We start from the raw sequence: 22,642 nt of genomic DNA, 5'->3' as shown, positions 1-22,642 counted from the left end.
ATGGCCAAGGAAAAGTTCGAACGTAACAAGCCGCACTGCAACATCGGCACGATCGGCCACGTTGACCACGGCAAGACGACGCTGACGGCTGCGATCACGATGACGCTGGCGAAGGCCGGCGGCGCGAAGGCGATGAACTACGCCGACATCGACGCCGCCCCGGAAGAAAAAGCCCGCGGCATCACGATCAACACCTCGCACGTGGAATATGAGACGGCCAACCGTCACTACGCCCACGTCGACTGCCCCGGCCACGCCGACTACGTGAAGAACATGATCACGGGCGCCGCTCAGATGGACGGCGCGATCCTGGTCTGCTCGGCCGCTGACGGCCCGATGCCGCAAACGCGCGAGCACATCCTGCTGTCGCGTCAGGTCGGCGTTCCGGCTCTGGTGGTCTTCCTGAACAAGGTCGACATGGTCGACGACGAAGAGCTGCTCGAGCTGGTCGAAATGGAAGTTCGTGAACTTCTGTCGTCCTACCAGTTCCCGGGCGACGACATCCCGGTCGTCAAGGGTTCGGCTCTGGCCGCCGTTGAAAACCGCGACGCCCACATCGGCGAAGAGCGCGTGCTGGAACTGATGGCCGCCGTCGACGCCTACATTCCGCAGCCGGAACGTCCGGTCGACATGCCCTTCCTGATGCCGGTCGAAGACGTGTTCTCGATCTCGGGCCGCGGCACCGTGGTCACGGGTCGCGTCGAGCGCGGCATCGTCAAGGTCGGTGAAGAAGTCGAAATCGTCGGCATCCGTCCGGTCCAGAAGACGACCTGCACGGGCGTCGAAATGTTCCGCAAGCTGCTGGACCAGGGTCAAGCCGGCGACAACGTGGGCGTGCTGCTGCGCGGCACCAAGCGTGAAGACGTCGAGCGCGGCGGCGTGGTGTCCAAGATCATCGCCTAAGCGATTGATCCGGGTCTTCGGACCCGAACAGTGCTGGCCTCAAGCAGCGCGCAAGCGCGATAGGCCTGCATAGAGCAAGCGTAACAGAGCGGCCCTCGGAGAAATCCGGGGGCCGTTTCTGCGTGCGGTGATCGGCGGCGGTCAAAGCCGGCTATCCCTTCCTGGGACAAGACGTTGGCGAAGGTCTGCGCTACGTCAGAAGGCGTTCACCATGGCGGTAAACCCTGCCGCAAGGGCACAGGTGCACAAGGGGGGGGCTGGAATGGATCTTGCTGTCCCTTCGCCCAAAGAGAGCCCCATGTCCGCTGCACTGACCCTCGAGATCCGCGCCCTTGACAGCCTGACGGGTGAGGAGCGCGCGCAGTGGAACGCCTGGGCCGCCGCGGATCCCGACCTGGCCAGTCCCTATTTCCGCGTGGAGTTCGCCGAGATCGCGGGGCGGGTCAGCCCGGGGGCGGCCCTGGCGCTCTTCCGTCGGCGCGGCGAGGTGGTCGGCTATTTTCCACATCAGCGGAGGGGCGGCGCAGTCCAGCCGATCGGCGCGCCCATGAATGACTATCATGGGGTCATCGGTCCACGCGACGCGCGCCCGACCCTGGGCGAGGTCGCCGGACTGCTCGATGGGGCCCGCTTCAGCGTCAACGGCTGGGTGGGGCCGGCGCCGGGGGCGCTGATGTCCGAAAGCTTCCGAACCACCATCCCGGAGGACGGCGGCTATGACGCCTGGTACGCCGCCCGCCGCCAGGCCTTCGGCAAATACTTCAAGGACAAGGAGCGCGCCCGGCGCAGCATGGCGACCGAGTTTGGACCCGTCGAGGCGCGGATCGGTCTGCGCGACGGGGCTCTGCTCGACGACCTGATCGTCCTGAAGCGCGAGCAGTATCGGCGGACCGGGCGGCACGACATCTTCGCCTGCGGCTGGACACGGGATCTGCTGCACGCGCTGATGGCGACGGATGGCGATGATTTCGGCGCCTCGATCGCGGTCCTGACCGCCGGGGGACGGGTGTGCGCGATGGAGTATTCGCTGCACGCCGGGCAACGGTTGCACTTCTGGTTCCCGGCCTATGTCCCGGCGCTGGCGCGGTGCTCGCCCGGCATCATGCTGAGCATGGAGACCATCCGTATGGGCGCGGAGCACGGCTATCGCGACTTCGACTACGGATTCGGCGGCGAGGCCTACAAGCGCTACTTCTGCGACACGGTTCAGCCCGTGGCGGAGGCGACGATCCTGAGGCCCGGGCTGTCGGCGGCCTTGGGCGGCGCCGCCGCCTCGCTGCTGAATCTGGCGGGGGCGGAGCGCGGCGCGCGCCTGCGCGCCAGCGTACGTCGGCGCTGGAACGCCATCGAGGCGTGCGAGACGAACAGCCTCGACCGCTTGCGGGGCGCGGCGACGGCCGCCCGGGCGGCCTTGTCCAAGGCGAAGGGCCGCGCGGGGGCCGCGTCATGAGGACAGAGAACTTCATGTCCCGGCGAGGCACCCGCTATCCCGGCCCGATCGGCGAGGCGGCGACCCACCCCCATGGTTTGATCGCGCAAGGGTTCGCCGAGGACGAAGCCCTGGCGGCGTTGCTGGACCGCTATCCGGCCGACCTGTTCGACATCAACCTCTACGACTACGACGACGAGGGGCAGGTTTCGCTGCGCACGGGCGCGCGGGGGCGGCTGGACGGCGGGCAACTGTTGGAGGCCATCCAGCAGGGGCGGCTGTGGGTCAATCTTCGCGGCGTCGAGACCGGCTGGCCGGAACTGTGGGCGGCGGCGATGGCCGAGTACCGCCAGATCCAACGGGCCTATCCGGGGCTGAAGGCGGTCAAGACCGCCGGCCAACTGATCCTGTCCTCGCCCAAGGCGGGGGCGCCCTATCACTTCGACGCGGCGGGCGTGGTGCTGTTCCACCTGCGCGGGCGCAAGCGGGTCTTCGTCTATCCGGGCGACGAAGCGCATCTGCCGGAGCGCAGCATGGAGCAGGTGGTGGCGCGCCAGACGACCGAGGAAGTCCCCTACAGCCGGGCCTTCGAGGACGATGCGCGGATCATGGACCTGGAGCCCGGGCAGGCGCTGACCTGGCCCCTGTATGCACCGCACCGGGTCGAGAATCTGGAGCGGTTCTGCGTCTCGCTGTCGATGGATTTCCAGACCTGGCCGTCTCGCTTCCGCAACGGCGCGCTCTACACCAACGCCGTGATACGCAGCCGGGGCGGTTCGCCCCGCTTCACCGAGCGGATGGGGCAGGGGGAACTGGCGGCGCGATGGGCGGCCTCGCTGGCCTTGCGCCGCATAGGGGCGTTGAAAAGCCGGATCGCGCATTTCGAGCGCGACTTTGAACCTGAGGTCGGGGCGGTCGACGGGGCAGGCGCGTTGCAGGGCTGATCGCGAAGCCCATTCTTACAACGACTTCATGACCTCGATTTAAAATGACTTGAGACCCGCTCGGGACCACCTTCAGCGCACAACTGGAGAGGGACACCGTTATGAAGATCGCCGTTTACGTCGCCGCCTCGGCCGCCGTTCTGAGCGCCCTGGCCGCGGCCCAGCCCGCCGCCGCGCAGGACGCCGAGATCCGCAACGCGGTGGCCCGCGTCATCGTCATCCCGGAGGACCGATCGGACATCGCCGTCGAGATCACCCGCGGTTCGGCGGACCTGCCGCAACTCACCGTTGAACGCCGGGGCAACAAGGTCCGGGTCGATGGCGGCCTGGGCCGTCGCCGCGGTCTGTTTCAGATCAGCAACGACAGCATCCGCAACTGCAACAGCGGCCCAGCCGACGGGCGCCAGCCCGGCGAGGGCGCGACGGTCGAGGTGAACGGGATGGGCCGTATTCGCCTTGAAGACGCGCCGCTGATCGTGCTGCGCACGCCGCGCGACGTGGACGTCAGTGCGGGCAGCGGGGTCTATGGAGCGATCGGTCGGGGGGCGCGGTCCGTCGACCTGGGCTCCGGCGGTTGCGGCACCTGGACCGTGGCCAATGTTGATGGTCGGCTTGAGATCGGCCTCGGCGGGTCCGGCATTGTGCGCGCAGGCGCCTCCCGTTCGCTGGAGGCCTCGGTCGGCGGGTCGGGCTCGATCCTTGCGGGCGTGACAGGTGACCTGGAGGCCAATGTCGGCGGCTCCGGCAATATCGTCGTCGCGGCCGTGAACGGCGCGGCTGACGTGTCCATCGGCGGCTCGGGCGACGTGACGATCCGCGGCGGTCGCGCCACGAAGCTGGAGGTGGCCATCGCCGGATCGGGCAATGTCAGGTTCGACGGAACCGCGAACAGTCTGGAGGCCTCCATCGCCGGTTCGGGCGATGTGCGCGTCGCCGAAGTGACCGGGCCGGTGTCGCGCTCGATCGTGGGTTCGGGCGAGGTGCGCATCGGACGCTGATCCGATCCCTTGCTGCGAGAGAAGGCCCGGGAGCGTGGAACCCCCCGGGCCTTTTTCGTGTCCGCAGCGGACCGCGCCGCCCCAAGAAAAAGCCCCGGCGGATTGCTCCGCCGGGGCTTCGTTCCGACCGGAGTCGGCAGGTATCCGTAGGGCTTAGAAGCCGCGGATGACCGGCAGGCCGGCCAGGGTGCGGCCCAGGTTGGCGCCGGCGCGGTCCAGCGACTGCAGGGTGCCGCCGAAGTTGTAGCGAGCGCCGATCATGAAGACGTCCGAGTCGACATCGACGTTGGCGAAGTCGGTCGAGACGCGCTGATACGTGCCGTGGACGCTGAACGGGCTGTTGGCGAACTGGTACTCGGCGCCGGCGCCGTAGGCCCAGACGTCGGCTTCGCCCAGATCGGCGTCGATGTTGCTGTACGAGACGCCAGCGTTCAGGCGCAGCGACGGGTTGACGTAGTAGGCAGCGTCGCCGCCGAAGGTCCAGGCGTCAGCGCCGTCCAGGTCGGTGTAGGACACCAGGCCCGTCAGGGTCGCGTTGGCCAGGTACTTCTGCACTTCAGCGCCGACCGTGAAGGTGTTGTCGTCGCCGAGGTCCGTGACGCCGACGAAGCCGCCGGCGCGCAGGTCCGAACCGAAGGTCTTGGTCAGGTGAGCAGCAGCAGCGGCCGTCGTGTCGTCGCCGAACTTGCTGTCAGCGTAGTTGACGGCGCCGTTGACGGTCACGGTCCATTCCGGGGCGACCTGGAAGGCGCCGACGCCGTCCAGTTGAGCGCCATCGGTCTTGAAGCCTTCGGTGTCCGTGTGGACGTAGCCGATGCCGGCCGAGCCGACGGCTTCTTGAGCGAAGGCGGGAGCGGCGATCAGGGTGGCGGCGGCGACCGAGGCGAGGAAGACGGTTTTCATTATGATTATCCTTTTTTTCGTACCGCCGGGTTCGCACCGCAGCGGTACGGCAGAGATAGGCCCCCATTCGCCGCTTTGCTGTAACGAACTTGTCATCTTTCAGCGGTTTGAGGCCGATGTTGCCGATGTGTGACGCATTGCGACATGTTTGTGTTGCTGGGCGGGGCGGAATGAGGCCAAGCCTTACGGGGGCGGTCATGTGGCCCCGCTTTCGCCGCAAGGGTTAAGCGAAGGCCATGAGCGCGACGGCTGCTTGCCTCTATATAATGCGCCCGCACGCCGCCTTCGTCCGGGTGGCGGCCTGGAGTCCCAAACCCCCGCTGCGCCGTGGTTTCAGCGCTTGACGGAAACGGAATCGGAGGGCATAAGCGCCCCTCTTGTTGGACCGGCTGTGCATCTTCGGGTGCAGACGCGGTTCGCAGGAACGACCTAAGTTACTGTTCTTTGCAGCATTCTTGGGATTTTATGGCCTTCGCGGAGTTCTGCGTGGGCCAATCGTTTTTGCGGATTTGCGTTCCTTGGGGCTCTGCCCGAGGCTTCGGTCTTTGAAATGGTTCACAGGGACGCGGTTCCGACCGCTTGGGAATAACAACCGATATGGATCAAAGCATCCGCATCAGGCTCAAGGCCTTCGATCATCGCGTCCTCGACTTTTCGACGCGCGAGATCGTCAACACCGCCAAGCGCACCGGGGCGACCGTTCGTGGTCCGATCCCGCTGCCGACCCTGATCGAAAAGTTCACCGTGAACCGCTCGCCGCACGTCGATAAGAAGTCGCGTGAGCAGTTTGAAATCCGCACGCACAAACGCGTGCTCGACATCATCGACCCCACCCCGCAAACCGTGGACGCGCTCATGAAGCTCGACCTGTCGGCCGGTGTGGACGTCGAGATCAAGATTTAAGAAAGAAAGAGGCGGGATCCGACATGCGTACGGGCGTGATCGCCAAGAAACTGGGTATGACGCGCGTCTTCGCTGAAGACGGCGCGCACATCCCGGTCACGGTTCTGCAGCTTGATGGCTGTCAGGTCGTGGGTCAGCGCACTCAAGAGCGGGACGGCTACGTCGCCCTGCAACTGGGTGCCGGAACCAAGAAGGCAAAAAACACCAACAAGGCTCAGCGCGAAGTTTTCGCCAAAGCCGAGGTTGAACCCAAACATTACGTGACTGAATTCCGCGTTGACGCGGAAGGTCTGCTGGACGTGGGCGCCGAACTTTCGGCTGATCACTTCCTGGCGGGTCAAAAGGTCGACATCCAGGGCGAGACCATCGGTAAGGGCTTCGCCGGCGCTATGAAGCGCTGGAACTTCGGCGGCCTGCGCGCCTCGCACGGCGTGTCGGTGTCTCACCGTTCGCACGGTTCGACCGGCCAGCGTCAGGACCCGGGTAAGACCTTCAAGGGCAAGAAGATGGCCGGCCACTACGGCCAGGAAGTCGTCACCCAGCAGAACCTCACCGTCGTCCGCGTGGACGCCGAGCGTGGCCTGATCCTGATCAAGGGCGCTGTCCCGGGTCACGACGGCAGCTACGTCAAGGTTCGCGACGCCGTTAAGAAGGCTCGTCCGGCTGAAGCTCCCTTCCCGGGCGCCGTCAAGCCGACGAAGGCTGCTCAACCCGCCTCGACCCCGGCTGAAGCGCCGGCCGTTGAAGCGACCGAAGGCGGTGAAGCGTAATGAAACTCTCTGTCATCAAGCTCGACGGCAAGGCCGCTGGCGACGTGGAACTGTCGGAAGCCGTCTTCGGCATCTCCGACATCCGCGGCGACCTGCTGGCTCGTTACGTCAACTGGCAACTGGCCAAGCGCCGCGCCGGTACGCACAAGGTTCAAACCCGCAACGAGAACTCTCGTACGGGCAAGAAGATGTACAAGCAAAAGGGCACCGGCGGCGCTCGTCACGGTTCGCGCCGTGCCCCGCAGTTCGTCGGCGGTTCGCGCGCCTTTGGTCCGGTTGTCCGTGACCACGGCTACTCGCTGCCGAAGAAGGTCCGCGCCCTGGCTCTGCGTCACGCGCTCAGCTCGAAGGTCAAGGCCGGCGATCTGATCGTCGTCGACAGCGTTTCGATCACCGAAGCCAAGACGGCCTCGCTGCGCGAGACCTTCGGCAAGCTCGGTTGGACCAAGGCTCTGATCATCGCTGGTCCGGAAGTCGAAACCAACTTCGGCCTGGCCGCTCGCAACATCCCGAACATCGACGTGCTGCCGAACGCCGGCCTAAACGTCTATGACATCCTTCGGGCCGACAAACTGGTGCTGACCAAGGCCGCCGTTGAGGCGATCGAGGCGCGCTTCGCTGAGAAGGAAGCCGCATAATGGCCGCCGCTCAACCCACCGCCAAACACTACGACACCATCCTGGCTCCGATCATCACGGAAAAAGCCACGATCCTGTCGGAGCAGAACAAGGTTGTGTTCCGCGTCGCCGGCACGGCGACCAAGGACGAGATCGCTGCTGCGGTCGAAAGCCTGTTCAAAGTCAACGTCCTCAAGGTCAACACCCTGGTTCAAAAGGGCAAGACCAAGCGCTTCCGGGGCATCCTGGGCCGTCGCGTGGACATCAAGAAAGCGATCGTGACGCTGGCCGATGGTCAGTCGATCGACGTCACGACGGGGCTCTAAGAAGATGGCTCTGAAGCATTACAATCCGACGTCGCCGGGCCGCCGCGCCCTGGTGCTGGTCGACCGGTCCGAGCTCCACAAGGGCCGTCCCGAGAAGTCGCTGACCGAAGGCCTGACGAAGTCCGGCGGTCGTGGTGCAGGTGGTCGTATCGCTGTCCGCTTCCGCGGCGGCGGCGCCAAGACCCTGTATCGCAAGATCGACTTCAAGCGTCGCAAGTTCGACGCCATCGGTACGGTCGAGCGTCTGGAATACGATCCGAACCGCACGGCTTTCATCGCTCTCGTGACCTACGAAGACGGTGAAAAGACCTACATCATCGCGCCGCAACGCCTTAAGGCCGGCGACACGGTGATCGCGGGCGAAAAGACCGACGTGAAGCCGGGTAACGCCATGCCGCTCCGTTCGATGCCGGTGGGTACGATCATCCACAACATCGAAATGAAGCCGGGCAAGGGCGCTCAGCTGGCCCGTTCGGCCGGCGCCTATGCTCAGCTGGTCGGCCGCGATCAGGGCTACGCCCAGATCCGTCTCGGCTCGGGCGAACTGCGTATGGTTCTGGACGGCTGCATGGCCACGGTGGGCGCGGTTTCGAACCCCGACCACATGAACCAGAACCTCGGCAAGGCCGGTCGCGTTCGTCACATGGGCTGGCGTCCGCACGTTCGCGGCGTCGCCATGAACCCGATCGACCACCCGCATGGTGGTGGTGAAGGCCGGACCTCTGGTGGTCGTACCCCGGTTACGCCGTGGGGCAAGGACACCAAGGGCACCCGCACCCGCAAGAACAAGGCTACGGATAAGTACATCATCCGTACTCGCCACGTGAAGAAGGCTCGCTAAGAATGGCCCGCTCCTCCTGGAAAGGCCCGTTTGTCGACGGGTATCTGCTCAAGAAGGCCGACGCCGTTCAAACGTCGGGCCGCAAGGATGTGATCAAGACCTGGTCGCGTCGTTCCACCATCCTGCCGCAGTTTGTCGGTCTGACCTTCGGCGTCCACAACGGCCAAAAGCACGTGCCGGTGATGGTCAACGAAGACATGGTCGGCATGAAGTTTGGCGAGTTCGCCCCGACCCGGAGCTTCCCGGGTCACGCGGCGGACAAGAAGGCCAAAAGGAAGTAACTGATGGCCAAGTCCAACAACCCCCGCCGCGTCGGCGCCACCGAGGCTCGCGCCAAGCTGGTCAACGTTCGCATCAGCCCTCAAAAGCTGAACCTGGTGGCCGCATCGATCCGCGGTCTGCCGGTTCAGAAGGCGCTGAACGAGCTTGAATTCAGCCGCAAGCGCATCGCCACCGACGTCCGCAAGGTTCTGTATTCGGCCGTTTCGAACGCCGAAAACAACCACAACCTCGACATCGACAATCTGATTGTCGCTGAAGCGTTCGTGGGCAAGAACCTGGTGATGAAGCGTTTCGCGAGCCGCGCTCGTGGTCGCTCGTCGCGCATCCTGAAACCGTTCAGCGAGATCACGATCGTGGTCCGTGAAGCCGGCGAGGCCGCCTGATGGGACAGAAAATCAATCCGGTCGGTCTGCGCCTCGGCGTGAACCGCACGTGGGACAGCCGCTGGTTCGCCGGCGGCGCCGACTACGCCCGCCTGCTGCACCAGGACCTGAAGCTGCGCACGTGGCTGAAGGAGCGCCTGCTCGCTGCCGGCGTCTCGCGCATCATCATCGAGCGTCCGCACAAGAAGTGCCGCGTGACGATCTACGCCGCCCGTCCGGGTGTCGTGATCGGCAAGAAGGGCGCTGACATCGAGAAGCTCCGCAAGGACATCTCGGCCCGCACTGAAGGCGAAGTTCACCTGAACATCGTCGAAGTCCGCAAGCCGGAAACCGACGCGCAGCTGATCGCTGAGAACATCGCGCAACAACTGGAACGCCGGATCGCTTTCCGTCGCGCCATGAAGCGTTCGATGCAGTCGGCGATGCGTCTGGGCGCCAAGGGCGTTCGGATCAATGTCGCCGGTCGTCTGGGCGGCGCTGAAATCGCTCGTATGGAATGGTACCGCGAAGGTCGCGTGCCGCTGCATACCCTGCGCGCCGACATCGACTATGGCTTCTATGAAGCCAAGACGACCTACGGCATCATTGGCGTGAAGGTCTGGGTCTTTAAGGGTGAAGTGCTCGAGCACGACCCGATGGCTCAGGACAAGCGCTGGGCCCTGGAAGCCTCGGGTCCGTCGTCCAACGAAGGCCGTGGCGGCCCCCGCGGTGATCGCGGTCCGCGCCGTGGTCGTGAGGGCTGATAGGCCATGTTGCAACCGAAAAAGACCAAGTACCGCAAGGCCTTCAAGGGCCGCATCCATGGCGCTGCCAAGGGTGGTTTCTCGCTGACTTTCGGCTCCTACGGCCTGAAGACGGTGGAACCGGAACGCATCACTGCACGTCAGATCGAGGCGGCTCGCCGCGCGATCACGCGTCAGATGAAGCGCCAGGGCCGCGTCTGGATCCGGGTCTTCCCGGATCTGCCCGTCACGGGCAAGCCGGCCGAAGTCCGGATGGGTAAGGGCAAGGGCGCCGTGGACCATTGGGCCGCGCGTTGCCACCCGGGCCGTATCCTGTTCGAAATCGACGGCGTGCCGGACGATGTGGCTCGCGAAGCACTGCGCCTCGGCGCGGCCAAGCTGCCGGTCCGCACCAAGGTGGTCACCCGCCTGGACGCCGGCATCGCTCACCTTGAGGAAGCGGCATGACCAAGATCGCCGATCTCCGGGGTCAAACCCCCGATCAACTGGCCGACGAGCTGCTGAAGCTCAAGAAGGAACAGTTCAACCTGCGCTTCCAGGCCGCTACCGGCCAGATGGAAAAGACTCACCGCGTTGGTGAAGTCCGCAAAGACATCGCTCGCATCTCCACGCTTCTGCGTGAGAAGCGCGCGGCGGTTTAAGGAAACACCTATGCCCAAACGTATTCTTGAAGGCGTGGTCGTGTCCGACAAGGGCGACAAGACGGTCGTCGTGAAGGTCGAGCGCACTCTGCTGCACCCGGTCCTGAAGAAGATCGTCCGTCTGTCCAAGAAGTACCACGCTCACGATGAGGGCAACGCCCTCAAAGTCGGCGACGTCGCACGCATCGTCGAGTGCGCCCCCAAGTCCAAGCTGAAGCGTTGGGAAGTCGTTTCCCCCGCCTCGGCTTCGTAAAAGAGAAGGATCGGATCCTATGATCCAGATGCAAACTAACCTGGAGGTCGCCGATAACTCGGGCGCCCGCCGGGTCATGTGCATCAAGGTGTTGGGCGGCTCCAAGCGCCGCTACGCCTCGGTGGGCGACACTATTGTCGCCTCGGTGAAGGAAGCTATTCCTCGCGGCCGCGTGAAGAAGGGCGACGTTGTTCGCGCTATCGTCGTGCGCACCGCCAAGGACATTCAGCGCAAGGACGGCTCGGTCATTCGTTTTGACAAGTCGGCCGCCGTCATCGTCAACAAGCAGAACGAGCCGGTCGGCACGCGGATCTTCGGCCCGGTTCCTCGCGAACTGCGCGCCAAGAACCACATGAAGATCATCTCGCTGGCTCCGGAGGTCCTGTAACATGGCCGCCAAGATCAAGAAGGGCGACAACGTTGTCGTCCTGGCCGGCAAGGACAAGGGCCGCACCGGCCAGGTGCTCCGCGTTCTCCCGACCGAAAACCGCGTCGTCGTGCAAGGCGTCAACATGGTTCAGCGCCACACGCGCCCGAGCCAGGCTGACCCGCAAGGCGGCATCAAGCACAAGGAAGCCTCGCTTCACCTGTCGAACGTCGCAGTCGCCGACGCCAACGGCAAGGCGACCCGCGTCGGCTTCAAGGTCGAAGGCGACGCCAAGGTTCGCTTCGCCAAGACCACGGGAGACGTCATCTAATGGCTGACACCAAGTACACGCCGCGTCTCAAGACCGAATATCAGGCTCGCATCCGCGCCGTCCTGAAAGAACAGTTCGGTTACACCAACGAGATGCAGATCCCCAAGCTGGACAAGATCGTCCTGAACATGGGTATCGGTGAAGCTGTCGCTGACTCCAAGAAGGCCAACGCGGCCCTCAAGGATCTGACGGCCATCGCCGGCCAGAAGGCTGTGCCGACCAAGGCTCGTAACTCCATCGCCGGCTTCAAGCTGCGTGAAGGCATGGTCATCGGCGGCAAGGTTACGCTGCGCGGCGCCCAGATGTACGAGTTCCTGGACCGGTTCATCACGATCGCGCTGCCGCGCGTGAAGGATTTCCGTGGCCTGAAAGGTACTTCGTTCGACGGTCGCGGCAACTACGCCACGGGTCTGAAGGAGCACATCGTGTTCCCCGAGATCAACTACGACCAGATCGACCAGATGTGGGGCATGGACATCGTCGTCTGCACCACGGCCAAGACCGATGCGGAAGCCAAGGCTCTCCTCACCGAGTTCAAGTTCCCGTTCGTGAAGAACTGAGCGGGAAGGGAAGAGAACAATGGCTAAGAAAAGCGCCGTAAACCGTAACGAAGCCGTCAAGGCCCTGGTTGCGAAGTATGCCGCGAAGCGGGCTGCCCTCAAGGCGACCGCCAACGATGAAAGCCTGCCGCTGGAGGAGCGCTTCGACGCGCGCCTGAAGCTGGCTGAGCTGCCGCGCAACTCCGCGCCGAGCCGTATTCGCAACCGTTGCGAAGTCACGGGTCGTCCGCGGGCTTTCTACCGCAAGCTCAAGATGAGCCGTATCGCCATGCGCGAACTCGGCAACCTGGGGCAAATCCCCGGCCTGACGAAGTCGAGCTGGTAAGGGGAGCGAACAGACATGATGATCAACGATCCCCTGAGCGACATGATCGCTCGCATCAAAAACGCGGCGACCCGCAAGCGTTCCAAGGTGCTGACCCCGGCCTCCCGTCTGCGCCAGCGCGTCCTCGACGTGCTGCAGGACGAAGGCTACATCCGCGGCTATTCGCTGGTTCAAAACCCCGGCGAGTTCCCGCAGTTCGAGATCGAGCTGAAGTACTTCGACGGCCAGCCGGTGATCGCTGAGATCGCCCGCGTGTCGAAGCCCGGCCGCCGCGTCTATTCGGCTATCAACGATCTGAAGCCGATCAAGAACGGCCTCGGCATCTCGATCCTTTCGACTTCGAAGGGCGTCATGTCTGACGCCAACGCCCGCGACGCTAACGTCGGCGGCGAAGTCCTCTGCAGGGTCTACTGATATGTCCCGTATTGGCAAGAAAACCATTGCTGTGCCGAAGGGCGTGACTGTCACGCTCAACGGCCAGACCGTCTCGGTCAAGGGTCCCAAGGGCGAACGCTCCTGGACCGTGGCCGAAGAAATCGAAGTCACCCAGGGCGAAGAGGGTCTGTCGCTGACCCCGCGTCTGGACACCCCGCGCGCTCGCGCCATGTGGGGTCTGTCGCGCACCCTGGTCGACAACATGGTCGTCGGCGTCACCGACGGCTTCGAGAAGACCCTGGAACTGGTCGGCGTGGGTTACCGCGCCGCCCTGAAGGGCCAGTCGCTGTCGCTGCAACTCGGCTTCTCGCATGAAGTCGACATCGCGCCGCCGGCCGGCATCACCTTCGTCGTGCCGAAGCAGACCGAGATCAAGATCTCGGGCTCTGACAAGCAGGCCGTCGGTGAGATCGCCGCCGTGATCCGCAAGCTGCGTCCGCCGGAGCCCTACAAGGGCAAGGGCGTGCGTTATTCGGGCGAAAAGGTCCGGCGCAAGGAAGGCAAGAAGAAGTAAGTCATGGCTCTTTCTCTTCAACAACTGGCCAAGCGCCGCGCCGAACGCAACCGTCGTCGCCTCAAGGCCGTCTCCAACGGCCGTCTGCGTCTGTCGGTCTTCCGTTCGGACAAGAACATCTCGGCTCAAATCATCGACGACGCCCAGGGCGTCACGGTGGCCGCCGCCTCGTCGCTGGAAGGCGGCAAGGGTTCCAAGGGCTCGGACGTCGCCGCTGCAGCCGCCATTGGCAAGCTGATCGCCGAACGCGCCAAGGAGAAGGGTGTCACCGACGTCGTCTTCGACCGCGGCGGCTACATCTATCACGGCCGCGTCAAGGCGCTGGCGGAGGCCGCGCGTGAAGCCGGCCTGAACTTCTAAGGGACGAGAAGCATGGCTCGTGAACCCCAACGCGGACAAGGTGGTCAGAACCGCGACCGCCGCGACCGTAACGCTCCCGCTGTTGACGGTCCGGATTCGGACATCGTCGAAAAGCTGGTGCACATCAACCGCGTCGCCGCCACCGTTAAGGGCGGACGTCGTTTCTCGTTCGCAGCCCTGATGGTTGTGGGCGACGGCAAGGGCCGGGTCGGCTTCGGTCATGGCAAGGCGCGTGAAGTGCCGGAAGCCATCCGCAAGGCGACTGAAGAAGCCAAGAAGACGATGATCCGCGTTCCGCTCCGCGAGAACCGCACCCTGCACCACGACGGCAACGGCCGTTGGGGCGCTGGCAAGATCATGATGCGCGCCGCCCCTCCCGGGACCGGCGTCATCGCTGGCGGTCCGATGCGTGCGGTCCTCGAAACCCTCGGCGTTCAAGACGTCGTGGGCAAGTCGACCGGCTCGTCGAACCCCTACAACATGATCCGTGCGACCTTCGAAGCTCTGAAGGTCCAATCGTCGCCGCGTCAGGTGGCCTCGAAGCGTGGCAAGAAGGTCTCCGACCTGATGGGCCGTCGCAACGATGGCGCATCGGCGCCTGAAGCTGTCGAGGGCTGATAGACATGGCCAAGCAAGAAAAAGCGACCGTCACGGTTCGCCAGACGGCCAGCCCGATCCGCCGCAAGGCTGATCAGCGCGCCACCCTGGCGGGCCTGGGTCTCAACCGCATCGGCCGCGAGTCGACGCTGGAAGACACCCCTTCGGTTCGTGGGATGATCGCCAAGGTCGCCCACATGCTCGAAGTCGTCGAGAAGTAAGCTGTTTCGCCCTCTCCCGTTCGCGGGGGAGGGCGTTTCGCTTTTGAAGAAGCATCTTGCGATGCTGCGATAGGCCGCCTAGAAGCGGCCTTCAATTTTTCCAACGCCGAGTCAGTGCCGCCTTGCGGTCTGGCGCTAGCACCCGAAAGGATCAGGCACATGAAACTGAACGAAATTCGCGACAACGAAGGCGCCCACAAGAAGCGTATGCGCGTCGGCCGTGGCCCGGGTTCGGGCAAGGGCAAGACCGCCGGTCGCGGCGTCAAGGGTCAGAAGTCGCGTTCGGGCGTCGCCATCGGCGGCTTCGAAGGCGGTCAAATGCCGCTGTACATGCGTATGCCCAAGCGCGGCTTCAACAACGCCAACGCTCTGAAGCTGGCCGAAGTGAACCTGTGGCGCGTGCAAGAGGCTATCGACGCCGGCAAGCTGGACGCCAAGGCTGAGATCAACGGCGCCGCCCTGGTGGCCGCCGGCGTGATCCGCCGCGTCAAGGACGGCGTGCGCGTGCTGGGCGAAGGCGAGCTGAAGGCCAAGCTGAACCTGGTCGTGTGGTCGGCCTCGGCCGGCGCCGTCAAGGCGATCGAAGCTGCTGGCGGTTCGGTCGAGCAACAGCGCATCGCCGCTGAAGCCAAGGCCGCCGCTCGCGTCGAGAAGCGCAACCTGGCCAAGGGCAAGGCTCCGGCGCCCAAGGCTCCGCTGGGCGACGCCAACAAGGTCTCGGCTCGCGCCAAGCGCGCCGCAGCCAAGGCCTAAATCGATGTCGTCATCCCGTGCGGGCGCTGCTGAGGCGGCGTTCGCCGGGATCGTCCGAACCGGGATGACGAAAATCATGAAAGCGGCCCTCGCAAGACGGCCGCTTTCCGCCTATCTGACGACGGGCATAGTCGTGGGGACCGCGTAATGGCTTCGGCCGCTGAACAACTCGCCGCCAATATGAACATGGGCTCGTTCGCGAAAGCGACCGAGCTGCACAAACGCCTGCTGTTCACGCTGGGCGCGCTGCTGGTCTATCGGATCGGCACCTATGTTCCGATTCCGGGCATCAATTCCGAGGCCTTCCTGGCCTTCTTCCAGAACCCTCAGGGCCAGCGCGGCATCCTGGACATGTTCAACATGTTCTCGGGCGGCGCGGTCGAGCGGATGGCCGTCTTCGCGCTGAACGTGATGCCGTACATCTCGGCCTCGATCATCGTGCAGCTGATGGGCGCGGTGTATCCGCCCTGGGAGAAGCTGAAGAAGGAAGGCGGCGAAAGCGGCCGCAAGCAGCTGAACCAGTACACCCGCTATCTGACGGTGTTCCTGGCCCTGGCCCAGTCCTTCGGCATCGCCGCTGGCCTGAACGCCCAGTCCGGCCTGATCGATCAGCCGGGCATCTTCTTCATCATCTCGACGGTCACCACCCTGACGGGCGGCACCATGTTCCTGATGTGGCTGGGTGAGCAGGTGACGGCGCGCGGCGTCGGCAACGGCATCTCGCTGATCATCTTCGCCGGCATCGTGGCGGTTCTGCCGTCGACGGTGGCGCGTCTGCTCGGTCTGGCCCAGCAGGGCCAGATGTCGGCCTTCGCCCTGCTGGCCATCGCCGTCATGGCCGTGGCCGTGATCGTCTTCATCGTCTTCATGGAGCGCGCCCAGCGCCGCCTTCTGATCCAGTATCCGAAGCGCCAGGAAGGCAACCGCATGACGGGCGGCGAACGCTCGTTCCTGCCGGTGAAGGTCAACACCGCCGGCGTCATTCCCGCCATCTTCGCCTCGTCGCTGCTGATGCTGCCGACGACGGTGGCCACCTTCACCGCCCAGGCCAACCTGCCTGAGTGGATGAGCTGGCTGCCGCTGGTGACGGCGCAGCTGACGCATGGCCAGCCGCTGTTCATGATCCTGTATGCGATCCTGATCGTCTTCTTCTGCTTCTTCTACACCTCGATCACCTTCAACCCCGAGGACACGGCCGAGAACCTGCGCAAGTACGGCGGCTTCCTGCCGGGGATCCGTCCGGGCAAGCGCACGGCCGAGTATCTGGACTATGTCCTGACTCGCCTGACGGTGATCGGCGCCGGCTATATCACCGCCGTCTGCCTGCTGCCGGAGTTCCTGGTCAGCCAGATGGGCAACAGCCTATACTTCGGCGGAACGTCGATCCTGATCGTCGTGTCGGTGACGATGGACACTGTCGCCCAGATCCAGTCCCAACTGCTGGCGCACCAGTACGAAGGTCTGATCAAGAAGGCCAAGCTGCGTGGTCGCGGCCGGGGCGGCTCCGCCCCCGCCCGGCGCTGATACTCGGGTAGGGGAGCCCGTACTATGAACCTGATCCTGTTCGGGCCGCCTGCGGCCGGCAAGGGCACGCAAGCCAAGCGGCTGGTCGACGGGCGCGGCATGATCCAGCTCTCGACTGGCGACATGCTGCGCGCGGCGATCGCTTCGGGCTCCGAGCTGGGGCTCAAGGTGAAGGACGTGTTGGCGCGCGGCGACCTCGTCACCGACGAGATCGTCATCGCCCTGATCGAGGACCGTCTGCCGGAGGCCGAGGCCGCCGGCGGCGCCATCTTCGACGGCTTCCCCCGCAACGTGGCCCAGGCGGAAGCCCTGGACGCGATGCTGGTCAAGCGCGGCGCCCAGATCGACCGGGTCGTTCGCCTAAAGGTCGACGACCAGGCGCTGACCGATCGGATCGCCAAGCGCTTCGCCGAGCAGGGCCGTCCGGACGACAATCCCGAGACCTTCAAGGATCGTCTGGCTGTGTATAACCGCCAGACCGCTCCGCTGCTTCCCTACTATGAGGCGCAGGGCAAGCTGACCGAGATCGACGGCATGGGCGATATCGCCACGGTCGCCGGCGCTATCGACGGCGCTCTGGCCTGAATTGCCTGATCTGAAGCGGCGTTCGGGCGTTAGGCTCGGGGCGACCGCATTCAGGAGGCGCTGTTGACCGACAGACCGACCTCGCGCCATCGCACTCTGGCGCGTTTCAGCGCGGCGGGCGTCGTCGGTCTGGCCCATGTCGGTCTCTTTCTTCTGCTCGGCCAGATTCAGGCGGATCGGCGGTTCGTTCCGCCCAATCCCCCCATCGTCGTGGACCTGATCCGGCCAGAACCGGTCCCCAAGCCGCCTCCGCTGCGTAGGCCGACCCCAACCATGGGCGGCGGCGCGCCCGCTGCGCCGTCGATTACCCGGCCCGCGCGACCCAGGCCCCTCCGACCTCTGCCAGAAATCACCGCGTCTGCGCGCCCGGCGCCGGAACAGCCGCTGGTTGTCGGGGCTGCGCCGTCTGCGTCGCCCGCTCCCGGTCCCGGCCAGGGCGGGCAGGGCGCCGGTGAGGGGGGAGGAACCGGGGCGGGCTTAGGGCGGGGCGCCGGAGACGGTCGGTTCCGCCTGTTGCGCGGACCGACCCTGGAGGAGTTGCGCCGGCTTCACCCGCCTGCGGCGTTTCGTCAGAGAATGGGCGGGCAGGCCGTCCTGTCTTGCCGCATCCGGCTCGACACGCGGCTGGAGGGCTGCCGCGTGGTGGATGAAGCGCCGCCCGGCATGGGATTTGGCGCCGCCGCCCTGGCGGCTGCGATCTATTTCCGTTTTCAGCCGCCCACGCGCGACGGCGTGCCGGTCGACGGGCAGGAGGTTCCCGTCGCCGTGCTTTGGCCGTGAGGCGGGGGGCGGCGTCGTCGGGCCCGGGGGCCGCTTGACCACCTGCGGCAGTTGGGCATGATGCGTCGTATTCCGGTGTTATTTTCATGCCGATGGAGAGATCGCTTGTGAGCGTGGCGACGCATCACGGTTCGGACCCCAGGCGACGCCTGGGCGCGGTCGTCGGGGTAGGCCTGATCCACGCCGTTCTGATCGCCGGCTTCGGCCTGAGCCGTCAGGACTTTCCGTTGGAGCCCGTTACGCCGCCGGTGTTCGACATTCTGATGATGCGGCTTCAGCCGCCGCCGCCCCAAGGGACGGACGCACAGCCGAGGGGAGGCGCGCCCGCGACCGCGTCGCGAATCCACAGGCCGCCCGATGCCCCGACGGAGACGGCGGAGTTGTCGGCGCCTCTGGTGCAGGCGCCGCTTCCCGCGCTTGAGGTCGGCCTCGCCGCCGTCCCGACCATCGAGCCGGGCATGGGGCGGGGCGGCGAAGGAACTGGGACGGGCGAGGGAGTCGGCGTGGGGGACGGCGCAGGTTCGGGCCGCGGGGCGGGGCCTGTTCTTGTCAGCGGTCCGCGCGGGGCCGTCATGTCGGCCAATGTTTCGGCCAGTTCCCTGACCTCGCTGCCCGGTCCCTACGCCGTGCTACAATGCTATATCCGGGTCGGCCGCGACCGGCTTGAGGATTGCCGTGTGAAGGACGAACATCCGTCCGGCGCGGGCGTGGGGGCGGCGGCGCTTCGGAAAGCCGAAGAGTTCCGCTATAGACCGCCCTTGGGCGTCGGGCGCTTCAACCGCCGTCATCGCCAGACGATCGCGGTCGCCTTTCCTGCTCCGCAGCCGATGCTCGCGAGCGGCGATGGGGGGCGGCATTGACGCAAATAGAATCCCCTGTATAAGAGCCGCTTCCGCGAAGGGCGCACACGCTCCTGGTCTGTTGACCGGAGCGGTTTCCGCGTCTGTTTAAGCGTATCTGGAGATTCTCGTGGCCCGTATCGCTGGCGTCAACATTCCGACCAACAAGCGCGTCGAAATCGCGCTTCAGTACATCCATGGCATCGGCGCACACGCCGCCAAGGAAATCACCGCGAAGGTCGGCATTGAGCCGGCTCGCCGCGTGAACCAGCTGACCGACGCAGAAGTCCTGCAGATCCGCGAAACGATCGACAAGGACCACACCGTCGAAGGTGACCTGCGCCGTGAGACGTCGATGAACATCAAGCGTCTGATGGACCTGGCCTGCTACCGCGGCCTGCGCCACCGTAAGGGCCTGCCGGTCCGCGGTCAGCGCACGCATACCAACGCCCGTACCCGCAAGGGTCCGGCCAAGCCGATCGCCGGCAAGAAGAAGTAAGAGAGGGCTGATCGATGGCCAAGGAAACGGGTCGCGTAAAGAAGCGCGAGCGCAAGAACATCACGTCGGGCGTCGCCCACGTGAACGCCTCTTTCAACAACACCATGATCACGATCACGGACGCCCAGGGGAACGCGATTTCCTGGTCTTCGGCCGGTCACATGGGCTTCAAGGGTTCGCGTAAGTCGACCCCTTACGCCGCCCAGATGGCTGCTGAAGACGCCGGCAAGAAGGCTCAAGAGCACGGCGTGAAGACGCTGGAAGTCAACGTCTCGGGTCCGGGTTCCGGCCGTGAGTCGGCGCTTCGCGCTCTGCAGGCCGTGGGTCTGACGATCACGACCATCCGCGACGTCACGCCGATGCCGCACAATGGTTGCCGTCCGCCCAAGCGCCGCCGCGTCTAAGCGAACCGCCTACCCCTTTCCCCGCCGGTTCCGACTGCCCTGAACGTGAGGGTGCGGAACCGGCGAAACCCGTTCGAGGGACTCTATGATCGAAAGAAATTGGCAAGAGCTGATCCGTCCCGAGAAGCCGCAAGTCGAGGGCGGATCCGACCCGCTGCGCAAGGCGCGTCTGGTCGCTGAGCCTCTCGAGCGCGGTTTCGGTGTGACGCTCGGCAACGCGCTTCGTCGCGTGCTGCTGTCGTCGCTGCAAGGCGCGGCTGTCACGGCCATCCAGATCGACGGCGTGGTCCACGAGTTCTCGTCGCTGGAAGGCGTTCGCGAGGACGTGGTCGACATCGTCCTGAACATCAAGCAACTGGCGCTGCGCATGCACGCCGAAGGCCCCAAGCGCATGACTCTGCGCGCCACGGGTCCCGGCGTCGTCACTGCTGGCCAGATCGAAGTCCCGGCTGACATCGAGGTTCTGAACCCCGATCACGTCATCTGCACCCTGGACGACGGCGCTTCGGTGCGCATGGAACTGACTGTCCAGAACGGCAAGGGCTACGTCGCCGCCGAACTGAACCGTCCCGAAGATGCGCCCATCGGCCTGATCGCCGTCGACGCCCTGTACTCGCCGGTCAAGCGCGTCGCCTATCGCGTCGAGCCGACCCGTCAGGGCCAGTCGATGGATTACGACAAGCTGATCCTAGAAGTCGAAACCAACGGCGCCGTCTCGCCGGTTGACGCGGTGGCCTATGCCGCCCGCATCCTGCAAGACCAGTTGCAGATCTTCATCACCTTCGACGAGCCGACCAAGGCGGTTGAGGCGACGGACGGCAAGCCCGACCTGCCCTTCAACCCGGCCCTGCTCAAGAAGGTCGACGAACTGGAGCTGTCGGTCCGTTCGGCCAACTGCCTGAAGAACGACAACATCGTCTATATCGGCGACCTGATCCAGAAGACCGAGGGCGAAATGCTTCGCACCCCGAACTTCGGCCGCAAGTCGCTGAACGAGATCAAGGAAGTTCTCGCGACGATGGGCCTGTCGCTCGGCATGGACGTGCCGAACTGGCCGCCCGAAAACATCGAAGATCTGGCCAAAAAGTTCGACGACCAGATCTGATCATCAACCCTCCGCCCAGCGCCCTTCGGGGCGCGGATGGGGCGGTTAGAATGAACAAGGCCCCAGGTCCCGCCCCTTAGTAAAGGCCGGAAACCAGGGTTGAGTAGGAGAGACCCCGATGCGCCACGGCGCCGCTTACCGCAAGCTCGGCCGTACGGTCAGCCACCGCCAAGCCATGTTCGCCAACATGGCCGCCTCGCTGATCAAGCACGAGCAGATCACGACGACCCTGCCCAAGGCGAAGGAACTGCGTCCCTTCGTCGAGAAGCTGGTCACCCTCGCCAAGAAAGGCGACCTGCACGCCCGTCGTCAGGCCATCAGCGCCGTCCGCGACGTGCCGCAAGTCGGCAAGCTGTTTGAAACGATCGGCCCGCGTTACGCCGAACGTCAAGGCGGCTATATCCGCATCATGAAGGCCGGCTTCCGTCACGGCGACAACGCCGCGATGGCCGTGATCGAGTTTGTTGATCGCGACGCCGCCGCCAAGGGCCTGGACTCGGGTCCGGTCTATGCGATCGAAGGCGACGACGAAGCCTGATCGGCTTCACCGTTTCCGGTGTAGAATAGAGAGGGCGGCGGGTTTCGGACCTGCCGCCCTTTTGCTTTTGGGGCGAGCGATGGACGACGCGATCCGGGTTCTGGCAGGCTGGCCGGTGTTCGTCTGCGCCAGCGATGGTCCGCGCCTGGAAGGCGAGGCCGACGCGCTGGACCTGATGGGGCGGCTGTGGGGGCTGGAGGCGGACTGGGTGGCGGTGCCGACGTCGCTTCTGGCCGAGGACTTCCTTCATCTGAGGACGGGCGTTCTGGGCGCGGTCGTGCAGAAGTTCGTCAACTATCGCCTGAAGCTGGCTGTGGTGGGGGACATCGCGGCCCCCGCGGCGGCCAGCGAAGCCCTGCGGGATTTCGTCCGCGAGGCGAACGCGGGGGACCATGTCTGGTTCGTCGCCGATCTCGCGGAACTGGAACAACGATTGGCTGCCCGCTCGGTCGGCTGATCCGTTGCCAGCGGCGGGCCTTGCCGCGATACAGGCCCTATGACCAGTACCCAAGACCGTATCGTCGCCTTCACCCCGGCCCATCGTGAGGCCTGGAAGCGGTTGAACACCGACTGGCTGGTGGAGGGCGGCTTCGCGCTGGAGGCCAAGGATCATCTGACCCTGGATGATCCCGAGGGACGAATCCTGAGCCAGGGCGGCCATATCTTCTTTGCGGAGCGGGAGGGCGTGCCGGTGGGCTGCTGCGGCCTGATCACCATGGCGGACGGGGGCTATGAGGTCACCAAGATGACCGTGACGCCGCAGGCGCGGGGCGGCGGGCTGGCGGTGCGCCTGCTGGAGGCCTGCGAGGCGGCGGCCCGGGCTGCGGGCGCGCACCGCCTCTATCTGGAAACCAGTTCGACCCTGGCGCCCGCAATCGCCCTTTATCATCGGTTCGGCTTTACAAACCTGCCGCCGCAGCCGACGCCCTATGCGCGCGCCGACGTCTGGATGGAGAAGCAGCTTTAGAG

Annotated in this window: 35 protein-coding genes and 1 pseudogene; 35 read left to right on the top strand and 1 reads right to left on the bottom strand. The window is 65.1% G+C overall.

Annotation, left to right across the window (positions count from 1 at the left end):
* From tuf to AC1DJ5_RS04850, 4 genes and pseudogenes are all read left to right on the top strand, one after another.
* Positions 1 to 891 (top strand): annotated as a pseudogene (gene tuf / locus AC1DJ5_RS04865) (elongation factor Tu); the annotation flags it as partial.
* Between the two features lie 310 nt (positions 892 to 1,201).
* Entirely contained in the window at positions 1,202 to 2,353 is a 1,152-nt protein-coding gene (locus tag AC1DJ5_RS04860) for a GNAT family N-acetyltransferase (RefSeq protein ID WP_477019851.1), read from the top strand.
* Between the two features lie 14 nt (positions 2,354 to 2,367).
* Positions 2,368 to 3,276 (top strand): transcriptional regulator, encoded by a 909-nt coding sequence (locus AC1DJ5_RS04855; RefSeq protein WP_477019850.1) that lies wholly within the window; start codon positions 2,368 to 2,370, stop codon positions 3,274 to 3,276.
* Between the two features lie 101 nt (positions 3,277 to 3,377).
* A complete protein-coding gene (locus tag AC1DJ5_RS04850; protein ID WP_477019849.1) occupies positions 3,378 to 4,274 on the top strand; it encodes a GIN domain-containing protein in 897 nt (298 codons plus the stop codon).
* A gap of 153 nt (positions 4,275 to 4,427) precedes the next feature.
* Here the strand turns inward: AC1DJ5_RS04850 and AC1DJ5_RS04845 are convergent, their stop codons facing one another.
* Positions 4,428 to 5,177, bottom strand: a complete 750-nt coding sequence (locus tag AC1DJ5_RS04845) for a porin (RefSeq protein ID WP_441456058.1) — start codon at positions 5,175 to 5,177, stop codon at positions 4,428 to 4,430.
* 597 nt (positions 5,178 to 5,774) lie between these two features.
* Here AC1DJ5_RS04845 and rpsJ point away from each other — a divergent pair.
* From rpsJ to AC1DJ5_RS04690, 31 genes are all read left to right on the top strand, one after another.
* Positions 5,775 to 6,080, top strand: a complete 306-nt coding sequence (rpsJ, locus tag AC1DJ5_RS04840; protein WP_105563630.1) for a 30S ribosomal protein S10 — start codon at positions 5,775 to 5,777, stop codon at positions 6,078 to 6,080.
* A 23-nt stretch (positions 6,081 to 6,103) separates the two neighbouring features.
* Positions 6,104 to 6,850 carry a 50S ribosomal protein L3 gene (rplC, locus tag AC1DJ5_RS04835; RefSeq protein WP_477019848.1) on the top strand — a complete coding sequence of 249 codons (747 nt, stop codon included), beginning with the start codon at positions 6,104 to 6,106 and terminating at the stop codon, positions 6,848 to 6,850.
* The gene (gene rplD / locus AC1DJ5_RS04830; protein WP_441456056.1) at positions 6,850 to 7,488 is read left to right on the top strand and encodes a 50S ribosomal protein L4; all 639 of its coding nucleotides are present in this window, start codon (positions 6,850 to 6,852) and stop codon (positions 7,486 to 7,488) included. The genes rplC and rplD overlap by 1 nt, the downstream gene beginning before the upstream one ends.
* Positions 7,488 to 7,793: a 50S ribosomal protein L23 gene (locus AC1DJ5_RS04825; RefSeq protein ID WP_105563633.1), complete on the top strand. Its 306-nt coding sequence runs from the start codon at positions 7,488 to 7,490 to the stop codon at positions 7,791 to 7,793. Before rplD ends, AC1DJ5_RS04825 begins: the two co-directional genes overlap by 1 nt.
* A gap of 4 nt (positions 7,794 to 7,797) precedes the next feature.
* Positions 7,798 to 8,634 (top strand): 50S ribosomal protein L2, encoded by an 837-nt coding sequence (gene rplB, locus AC1DJ5_RS04820; RefSeq protein WP_441456055.1) that lies wholly within the window; start codon positions 7,798 to 7,800, stop codon positions 8,632 to 8,634.
* A 2-nt stretch (positions 8,635 to 8,636) separates the two neighbouring features.
* Entirely contained in the window at positions 8,637 to 8,915 is a 279-nt protein-coding gene (rpsS, locus tag AC1DJ5_RS04815; RefSeq protein ID WP_105563635.1) for a 30S ribosomal protein S19, read from the top strand.
* Positions 8,916 to 8,918: 3 nt separating this feature from the next.
* Positions 8,919 to 9,299, top strand: coding sequence for a 50S ribosomal protein L22 (rplV, locus tag AC1DJ5_RS04810; protein ID WP_409020433.1), 381 nt, complete (start codon positions 8,919 to 8,921; stop codon positions 9,297 to 9,299).
* On the top strand, positions 9,299 to 10,042 hold the full coding sequence (gene rpsC, locus AC1DJ5_RS04805) for a 30S ribosomal protein S3 (RefSeq protein ID WP_114818615.1): 744 nt from the start codon (positions 9,299 to 9,301) through the stop codon (positions 10,040 to 10,042). Before rplV ends, rpsC begins: the two co-directional genes overlap by 1 nt.
* Positions 10,043 to 10,048: 6 nt before the next feature.
* The gene (gene rplP, locus AC1DJ5_RS04800) at positions 10,049 to 10,489 is read left to right on the top strand and encodes a 50S ribosomal protein L16 (protein WP_441456054.1); all 441 of its coding nucleotides are present in this window, start codon (positions 10,049 to 10,051) and stop codon (positions 10,487 to 10,489) included.
* On the top strand, positions 10,486 to 10,683 hold the full coding sequence (gene rpmC, locus AC1DJ5_RS04795; RefSeq protein WP_105563639.1) for a 50S ribosomal protein L29: 198 nt from the start codon (positions 10,486 to 10,488) through the stop codon (positions 10,681 to 10,683). The genes rplP and rpmC overlap by 4 nt, the downstream gene beginning before the upstream one ends.
* Before the next feature lie 10 nt (positions 10,684 to 10,693).
* On the top strand, positions 10,694 to 10,936 hold the full coding sequence (gene rpsQ / locus AC1DJ5_RS04790; RefSeq protein WP_105563640.1) for a 30S ribosomal protein S17: 243 nt from the start codon (positions 10,694 to 10,696) through the stop codon (positions 10,934 to 10,936).
* A gap of 19 nt (positions 10,937 to 10,955) precedes the next feature.
* Positions 10,956 to 11,324 (top strand): 50S ribosomal protein L14, encoded by a 369-nt coding sequence (rplN, locus tag AC1DJ5_RS04785; RefSeq protein WP_021698481.1) that lies wholly within the window; start codon positions 10,956 to 10,958, stop codon positions 11,322 to 11,324.
* Position 11,325: 1 nt separating this feature from the next.
* Positions 11,326 to 11,634 carry a 50S ribosomal protein L24 gene (rplX, locus tag AC1DJ5_RS04780; RefSeq protein WP_441456053.1) on the top strand — a complete coding sequence of 103 codons (309 nt, stop codon included), beginning with the start codon at positions 11,326 to 11,328 and terminating at the stop codon, positions 11,632 to 11,634.
* The gene (rplE, locus tag AC1DJ5_RS04775) at positions 11,634 to 12,194 is read left to right on the top strand and encodes a 50S ribosomal protein L5 (protein ID WP_441456052.1); all 561 of its coding nucleotides are present in this window, start codon (positions 11,634 to 11,636) and stop codon (positions 12,192 to 12,194) included. Before rplX ends, rplE begins: the two co-directional genes overlap by 1 nt.
* 19 nt (positions 12,195 to 12,213) lie before the next feature.
* Positions 12,214 to 12,519, top strand: coding sequence for a 30S ribosomal protein S14 (gene rpsN, locus AC1DJ5_RS04770; RefSeq protein WP_105563643.1), 306 nt, complete (start codon positions 12,214 to 12,216; stop codon positions 12,517 to 12,519).
* 15 nt (positions 12,520 to 12,534) lie between these two features.
* Positions 12,535 to 12,933 carry a 30S ribosomal protein S8 gene (rpsH, locus tag AC1DJ5_RS04765; protein WP_114818612.1) on the top strand — a complete coding sequence of 133 codons (399 nt, stop codon included), beginning with the start codon at positions 12,535 to 12,537 and terminating at the stop codon, positions 12,931 to 12,933.
* 1 nt (position 12,934) lies between these two features.
* Positions 12,935 to 13,468 carry a 50S ribosomal protein L6 gene (rplF, locus tag AC1DJ5_RS04760; protein ID WP_441456051.1) on the top strand — a complete coding sequence of 178 codons (534 nt, stop codon included), beginning with the start codon at positions 12,935 to 12,937 and terminating at the stop codon, positions 13,466 to 13,468.
* 3 nt (positions 13,469 to 13,471) lie between these two features.
* Positions 13,472 to 13,828: a 50S ribosomal protein L18 gene (gene rplR / locus AC1DJ5_RS04755; protein WP_441456050.1), complete on the top strand. Its 357-nt coding sequence runs from the start codon at positions 13,472 to 13,474 to the stop codon at positions 13,826 to 13,828.
* A gap of 12 nt (positions 13,829 to 13,840) precedes the next feature.
* On the top strand, positions 13,841 to 14,446 hold the full coding sequence (gene rpsE, locus AC1DJ5_RS04750; RefSeq protein WP_441456049.1) for a 30S ribosomal protein S5: 606 nt from the start codon (positions 13,841 to 13,843) through the stop codon (positions 14,444 to 14,446).
* Positions 14,447 to 14,451: 5 nt separating this feature from the next.
* Entirely contained in the window at positions 14,452 to 14,646 is a 195-nt protein-coding gene (gene rpmD, locus AC1DJ5_RS04745) for a 50S ribosomal protein L30 (protein ID WP_441456048.1), read from the top strand.
* 159 nt (positions 14,647 to 14,805) lie between these two features.
* On the top strand, positions 14,806 to 15,399 hold the full coding sequence (gene rplO, locus AC1DJ5_RS04740) for a 50S ribosomal protein L15 (RefSeq protein WP_441456047.1): 594 nt from the start codon (positions 14,806 to 14,808) through the stop codon (positions 15,397 to 15,399).
* A 147-nt stretch (positions 15,400 to 15,546) separates the two neighbouring features.
* A complete protein-coding gene (gene secY, locus AC1DJ5_RS04735) occupies positions 15,547 to 16,923 on the top strand; it encodes a preprotein translocase subunit SecY (protein WP_477019847.1) in 1,377 nt (458 codons plus the stop codon).
* A 24-nt stretch (positions 16,924 to 16,947) separates the two neighbouring features.
* Complete coding sequence (locus AC1DJ5_RS04730) at positions 16,948 to 17,508, top strand: adenylate kinase (protein WP_477019846.1); 561 nt, start codon at positions 16,948 to 16,950, stop codon at positions 17,506 to 17,508.
* A 63-nt stretch (positions 17,509 to 17,571) separates the two neighbouring features.
* Entirely contained in the window at positions 17,572 to 18,288 is a 717-nt protein-coding gene (locus AC1DJ5_RS04725; RefSeq protein ID WP_441456044.1) for a TonB family protein, read from the top strand.
* A 113-nt stretch (positions 18,289 to 18,401) separates the two neighbouring features.
* The gene (locus tag AC1DJ5_RS04720) at positions 18,402 to 19,148 is read left to right on the top strand and encodes a hypothetical protein (RefSeq protein WP_477019845.1); all 747 of its coding nucleotides are present in this window, start codon (positions 18,402 to 18,404) and stop codon (positions 19,146 to 19,148) included.
* 109 nt (positions 19,149 to 19,257) lie between these two features.
* Positions 19,258 to 19,626 (top strand): 30S ribosomal protein S13, encoded by a 369-nt coding sequence (gene rpsM, locus AC1DJ5_RS04715; RefSeq protein WP_114816471.1) that lies wholly within the window; start codon positions 19,258 to 19,260, stop codon positions 19,624 to 19,626.
* Between the two features lie 14 nt (positions 19,627 to 19,640).
* Positions 19,641 to 20,030 carry a 30S ribosomal protein S11 gene (gene rpsK, locus AC1DJ5_RS04710; RefSeq protein WP_441456042.1) on the top strand — a complete coding sequence of 130 codons (390 nt, stop codon included), beginning with the start codon at positions 19,641 to 19,643 and terminating at the stop codon, positions 20,028 to 20,030.
* Between the two features lie 85 nt (positions 20,031 to 20,115).
* Entirely contained in the window at positions 20,116 to 21,135 is a 1,020-nt protein-coding gene (locus AC1DJ5_RS04705; protein WP_441456041.1) for a DNA-directed RNA polymerase subunit alpha, read from the top strand.
* Positions 21,136 to 21,253: 118 nt separating this feature from the next.
* Entirely contained in the window at positions 21,254 to 21,673 is a 420-nt protein-coding gene (gene rplQ, locus AC1DJ5_RS04700; RefSeq protein ID WP_441456040.1) for a 50S ribosomal protein L17, read from the top strand.
* Between the two features lie 79 nt (positions 21,674 to 21,752).
* Positions 21,753 to 22,130 carry a DUF4180 domain-containing protein gene (locus AC1DJ5_RS04695; RefSeq protein ID WP_477019844.1) on the top strand — a complete coding sequence of 126 codons (378 nt, stop codon included), beginning with the start codon at positions 21,753 to 21,755 and terminating at the stop codon, positions 22,128 to 22,130.
* 39 nt (positions 22,131 to 22,169) lie between these two features.
* Positions 22,170 to 22,640 (top strand): GNAT family N-acetyltransferase, encoded by a 471-nt coding sequence (locus AC1DJ5_RS04690; protein WP_477019843.1) that lies wholly within the window; start codon positions 22,170 to 22,172, stop codon positions 22,638 to 22,640.
* Positions 22,641 to 22,642: the final 2 nt, after the last annotated feature.

This window comes from Brevundimonas sp. 01N35 (assembly GCF_056399785.1).
Note: the sequence above shows the minus strand (reverse complement) of the source record. Positions and strands in the feature narration are given on the sequence as shown.

Coding starts and splice junctions, on each gene's coding strand:
- rpsH (WP_114818612.1), top strand. CDS start 12,535: ATGATGATCAACGATCCCCTGAGCGACATGATCGCTCGCATCAAAAAC.
- rpmD (WP_441456048.1), top strand. CDS start 14,452: ATGGCCAAGCAAGAAAAAGCGACCGTCACGGTTCGCCAGACGGCCAGC.
- rplO (WP_441456047.1), top strand. CDS start 14,806: ATGAAACTGAACGAAATTCGCGACAACGAAGGCGCCCACAAGAAGCGT.
- rplD (WP_441456056.1), top strand. CDS start 6,850: ATGAAACTCTCTGTCATCAAGCTCGACGGCAAGGCCGCTGGCGACGTG.
- rpsQ (WP_105563640.1), top strand. CDS start 10,694: ATGCCCAAACGTATTCTTGAAGGCGTGGTCGTGTCCGACAAGGGCGAC.
- rpsE (WP_441456049.1), top strand. CDS start 13,841: ATGGCTCGTGAACCCCAACGCGGACAAGGTGGTCAGAACCGCGACCGC.
- rplP (WP_441456054.1), top strand. CDS start 10,049: ATGTTGCAACCGAAAAAGACCAAGTACCGCAAGGCCTTCAAGGGCCGC.
- AC1DJ5_RS04850 (WP_477019849.1), top strand. CDS start 3,378: ATGAAGATCGCCGTTTACGTCGCCGCCTCGGCCGCCGTTCTGAGCGCC.
- rpsJ (WP_105563630.1), top strand. CDS start 5,775: ATGGATCAAAGCATCCGCATCAGGCTCAAGGCCTTCGATCATCGCGTC.
- AC1DJ5_RS04705 (WP_441456041.1), top strand. CDS start 20,116: ATGATCGAAAGAAATTGGCAAGAGCTGATCCGTCCCGAGAAGCCGCAA.
- AC1DJ5_RS04690 (WP_477019843.1), top strand. CDS start 22,170: ATGACCAGTACCCAAGACCGTATCGTCGCCTTCACCCCGGCCCATCGT.
- rplX (WP_441456053.1), top strand. CDS start 11,326: ATGGCCGCCAAGATCAAGAAGGGCGACAACGTTGTCGTCCTGGCCGGC.
- AC1DJ5_RS04730 (WP_477019846.1), top strand. CDS start 16,948: ATGAACCTGATCCTGTTCGGGCCGCCTGCGGCCGGCAAGGGCACGCAA.
- rplQ (WP_441456040.1), top strand. CDS start 21,254: ATGCGCCACGGCGCCGCTTACCGCAAGCTCGGCCGTACGGTCAGCCAC.
- rplC (WP_477019848.1), top strand. CDS start 6,104: ATGCGTACGGGCGTGATCGCCAAGAAACTGGGTATGACGCGCGTCTTC.
- AC1DJ5_RS04845 (WP_441456058.1), bottom strand. CDS start 5,177: ATGAAAACCGTCTTCCTCGCCTCGGTCGCCGCCGCCACCCTGATCGCC.
- rplF (WP_441456051.1), top strand. CDS start 12,935: ATGTCCCGTATTGGCAAGAAAACCATTGCTGTGCCGAAGGGCGTGACT.
- AC1DJ5_RS04860 (WP_477019851.1), top strand. CDS start 1,202: ATGTCCGCTGCACTGACCCTCGAGATCCGCGCCCTTGACAGCCTGACG.
- rpsN (WP_105563643.1), top strand. CDS start 12,214: ATGGCTAAGAAAAGCGCCGTAAACCGTAACGAAGCCGTCAAGGCCCTG.
- AC1DJ5_RS04825 (WP_105563633.1), top strand. CDS start 7,488: ATGGCCGCCGCTCAACCCACCGCCAAACACTACGACACCATCCTGGCT.
- rplE (WP_441456052.1), top strand. CDS start 11,634: ATGGCTGACACCAAGTACACGCCGCGTCTCAAGACCGAATATCAGGCT.
- AC1DJ5_RS04695 (WP_477019844.1), top strand. CDS start 21,753: ATGGACGACGCGATCCGGGTTCTGGCAGGCTGGCCGGTGTTCGTCTGC.
- rpsC (WP_114818615.1), top strand. CDS start 9,299: ATGGGACAGAAAATCAATCCGGTCGGTCTGCGCCTCGGCGTGAACCGC.
- rplR (WP_441456050.1), top strand. CDS start 13,472: ATGGCTCTTTCTCTTCAACAACTGGCCAAGCGCCGCGCCGAACGCAAC.
- rplN (WP_021698481.1), top strand. CDS start 10,956: ATGATCCAGATGCAAACTAACCTGGAGGTCGCCGATAACTCGGGCGCC.
- AC1DJ5_RS04855 (WP_477019850.1), top strand. CDS start 2,368: ATGTCCCGGCGAGGCACCCGCTATCCCGGCCCGATCGGCGAGGCGGCG.
- rplB (WP_441456055.1), top strand. CDS start 7,798: ATGGCTCTGAAGCATTACAATCCGACGTCGCCGGGCCGCCGCGCCCTG.
- secY (WP_477019847.1), top strand. CDS start 15,547: ATGGCTTCGGCCGCTGAACAACTCGCCGCCAATATGAACATGGGCTCG.
- rpmC (WP_105563639.1), top strand. CDS start 10,486: ATGACCAAGATCGCCGATCTCCGGGGTCAAACCCCCGATCAACTGGCC.
- rplV (WP_409020433.1), top strand. CDS start 8,919: ATGGCCAAGTCCAACAACCCCCGCCGCGTCGGCGCCACCGAGGCTCGC.
- rpsK (WP_441456042.1), top strand. CDS start 19,641: ATGGCCAAGGAAACGGGTCGCGTAAAGAAGCGCGAGCGCAAGAACATC.
- rpsS (WP_105563635.1), top strand. CDS start 8,637: ATGGCCCGCTCCTCCTGGAAAGGCCCGTTTGTCGACGGGTATCTGCTC.